The 3174-nt window shown below is 71.5% G+C and carries 3 protein-coding genes; 2 read left to right on the top strand and 1 reads right to left on the bottom strand.

The window, feature by feature from the left end; translation table 11 throughout:
- Nucleotides 1–519, bottom strand: a 519-nt coding sequence (locus tag B4M60_RS13070; RefSeq protein ID WP_291084767.1) for an aconitase family protein, incomplete at its 3' end; no start/stop codon positions are given.
- 240 nt (nt 520–759) lie between these two features.
- Here B4M60_RS13070 and B4M60_RS13075 point away from each other — a divergent pair.
- Both B4M60_RS13075 and B4M60_RS13080 read left to right on the top strand, forming a co-directional pair.
- Nucleotides 760–1299, top strand: coding sequence for a DUF6676 family protein (locus B4M60_RS13075; protein WP_291084770.1), 540 nt, complete (start codon nt 760–762; stop codon nt 1297–1299).
- A gap of 373 nt (nt 1300–1672) precedes the next feature.
- Nucleotides 1673–3157, top strand: coding sequence for an NlpC/P60 family protein (locus tag B4M60_RS13080; protein ID WP_291084773.1), 1485 nt, complete (start codon nt 1673–1675; stop codon nt 3155–3157).
- Nucleotides 3158–3174 lie beyond the last annotated feature (17 nt).

Here is a 3174-nt window from a genome sequence, read left to right on the forward strand (position 1 = left end):
GCCCGGGGGCACGACCTTGAAGTCGTCGAACGCCGTCTGGCCCCAGCGCAGGAACTGGTAGCGCTCGAAGTTGCGCCCGTACTCGAACTCGACGTTGCGCTCGAACGCGTCGGACCGGCCGAAGACGTCGATCTGCACGGAGTGGTCGATGACGAGCTCGGCCGGGGCGAGCGGGTTGATCTTGCTCGGGTCGCCGCCGAGGTCGGCAACGGCCTCGCGCATGGTCGCGAGGTCGACGACGCAGGGCACACCCGTGAAGTCCTGCATGATCACGCGGGCCGGCGTGAACTGGATCTCGGTGTCGGGCTCCGCGGAGGGATCCCAGTTGGCGAGGGCCTCGATGTGGGCCTTGGTAACGTTCGCGCCGTCCTCGGTGCGCAGCAGGTTCTCGGTGAGGACCTTGAGGGAATAGGGGAGCTTGGACGCTCCCTGGACCGCCGAGAGTCGGTAGATCTCGTAGGCTTCGCCGCCGACCTCTAGGGTCCCCTTGGCGCCAAAGCTGTCAATGCTTGCTGTCACGTCAGCTCCACTCGTGGTGTGAATGTCTCATCGTCATCCCTCCCGGCGTCGCCGCATGTCTCGCACGGCAACGCGGGGGCGGACACGTGGTCCATTGTGGACCCTCGTGCCCGGTTGCGGTCTCCAATTTACCAGTACGCCCGTTCTGTTTAGCGCCCGGTACGCCCGGATGTGGGGTCGCCGGGCCGTTATCGCGCCGTCCGGCGCGTGTGTTCGGTGCGACGACGACGAGATGGCACCATGTCCGGCGTGGACAACTCCGACGATTCCGTGACCACGCTCGCCTACGAGTCCGAGCCCGTGGTGTCGTTGCAGGAGGGCCAGGTGCCCTCGTGGCTCGACTACGGCGCCGTGGTGGCGGACCTGGCCGACGACGGGGTCTCCGCGCCGGAGCCGTTCGTCGAGGGCCTGCGGACCGTGGTCGCCGAGGCGGGGGACCGCGGGCTCGACCTCAAGATCGTCTACACGGAGGCCCCGGCCGTCGTCTACACCGACGCCCGCGACCTCGCCGCGTTCCTCAACCAGGAGTACGCGGGCACCATCCTCGTCCGGACCCCGCTGTTCGTGGGCAGCTCCAGCGACTCGATCCCGCGACACACGCTCGAGGCCGGCCAGGACGACGCGTGGGAGGAGGTCGACCCGGTGGCGTCCGCCGCTGTCTTCGCCCACAAGGTCACCGCCCCCGCCCCGCCGTGGGGCGCCTACTCGGCGGTCGTCCTGGTCCTGGCGATCGTCGCGATGATCGCGTTTGCCGTCGCGCTGCGTCGCCGCCTGCGCTGACCGCGCTGACCGCGCTGACCGCGCCCGTCGCCGGAGCTCACTCCGCCCCACACGTCCCCGTAGCTGCAGTTACTCGAGTTACAGAAGTGTACTTTTCCATGCAATGTTTCGGATGAGTCATCTGTGACCTACGGTGCTAGAGGAACATAAGGTTCTGCCGAGTTGGCATGAGGCTCTAGTGGCGCAGGGGAAGGCATCACCGGACTCTCACCCACCTCGGTGACGCGTCCCGCCGTGCGGGTCGCGCGGCCGACCGCACCCTCGTGCGGTTATCGGAAGGTGAAACGTGGAGCCTGACCTAGCATCAAGCCGTGCTCGGGGAGCGCGGGAACGTCGGAGTCGCGGGCGTGCGGGTGGGCGAGCAGCCCTCGCCGTGGCGCTCGTCCTGGGAACCGCGTCGGGCGTGGTCCACGTGCCGGTGGCGGCCGCGCAGCAGGCCCCGGCGGTCGCGCCGGGGGACCTCAGCGGCCTGATCCGGGCCGTGGCCGACGCCTCCGCCCGCCTCGATGCCACCAGGCAGTCGATCGCGGTCAAGCGGGAGGGCGTCAACAAGACGCTGGTCGACCTGCAGATGGCCAGGATCGACCTCGATCGTGCGATCGCCACCGCCGACCGCACGGTCGCGGAACGGGAGAGAGCCGAGTCCGGCGTCGACTCCGCGCGGGGCACCCTCGACGACTACTCGCGGGTGCTCTACCGGCAGGGAACGGCGCCCGGCGCCGCCGCCACCATTCTCGATCCCGGCGGGCCGGCCGACGCCGGCAGGCGCCTCGAGTTTCTCCAGCGCGCCGCCGCCGACCAGCGTCGCGTCGTGGCGGACATGGTCGCCGCCGCCGACGAGGCGGCGCGCCGCGAGGCCGACGCGGTGCGCGCCCGCGAGGACGCCGAGCAGCACTACTCGGACGCCTCCGCCCGGCGCGACGGCGCGGTGGCCGAGGTGTCGACCGTCTCCGCCGAGGTCACGGCCCTCGAGGCCGAGGTCGCGGACCTCACCGCCGCGCTCGATGAGCATCGGAGGGCGCTGGCCGAGTCGGGCGCGACCCCCGCGGGACCGGACGCCCCGACCGCCAACCCCGTCGACAGCGCCGCCACGCGTGACGAGGCGCTCCGCAACGTCACGGCGGACACGGCGGCCGGGCAGCAGGCGGCGGACATCGCCTCCGCCCTCCCCAGTCACCTGGACCTGGGCGCGGTGCGCCGGTACGTGGACACGGGGTCAACCGACCGCGCGGTGGACGCCATCGGCGGGACGATCGACGCCGGCAGCGTCGGTGCCGCGATCGGCGCCGGGCTCAGCGGGGACACCGAGGCGATCATCCAGCAGGTCGCCGACGCGATCGGCCGGGCGGACTTCGGATCGATAGAGCAGGGCCCGGCCGCGCCGGCCGCCCCTGCCGCACCCGGCCAGGGTGGCGGGACGAGCACCAACACCTCGGGCACGCCGTCGACCTCCGCGCGGGTCGAGACCGTGGTCAACCGCGCCCTGTCCCAACTCGGCGTGCCCTACGCCTGGGGAGGCGGTGACGCCAAGGGACCCACCCGGGGAATCCGGGACGGGGGAGTGGCGGACAGCTACGGGGACTACAACAAGATCGGCTTCGACTGCTCCGGGCTGATGATCTACGCGTTCGCGGGCATCGGCAAGGCCCTGCCCCACTACACCGGATACCAGTACACCGCGGGCCCCCAGCACCCGGTGGCCGCCCGGCAGCGCGGCGACATGTTGTTCTGGCCCGGCCACGTGGCCCTGTACCTCGGGGACGGCCGGATGGTCGAGGCGCCGCAGTCCGGCGACGTCGTCAAGATCTCCCCCGTCCGGATGGCGGGCATCTCGCCGATGGTGGTCCGGCTGGTCTGACGGCCGACCCCGCCGCC

It is taken from the genome of Dietzia sp. UBA5065 (assembly GCA_002415925.1).
Classification (GTDB): domain Bacteria; phylum Actinomycetota; class Actinomycetes; order Mycobacteriales; family Mycobacteriaceae; genus Dietzia.

Coding starts and splice junctions, on each gene's coding strand:
- B4M60_RS13075 (WP_291084770.1), top strand. CDS start 760: ATGTCCGGCGTGGACAACTCCGACGATTCCGTGACCACGCTCGCCTAC.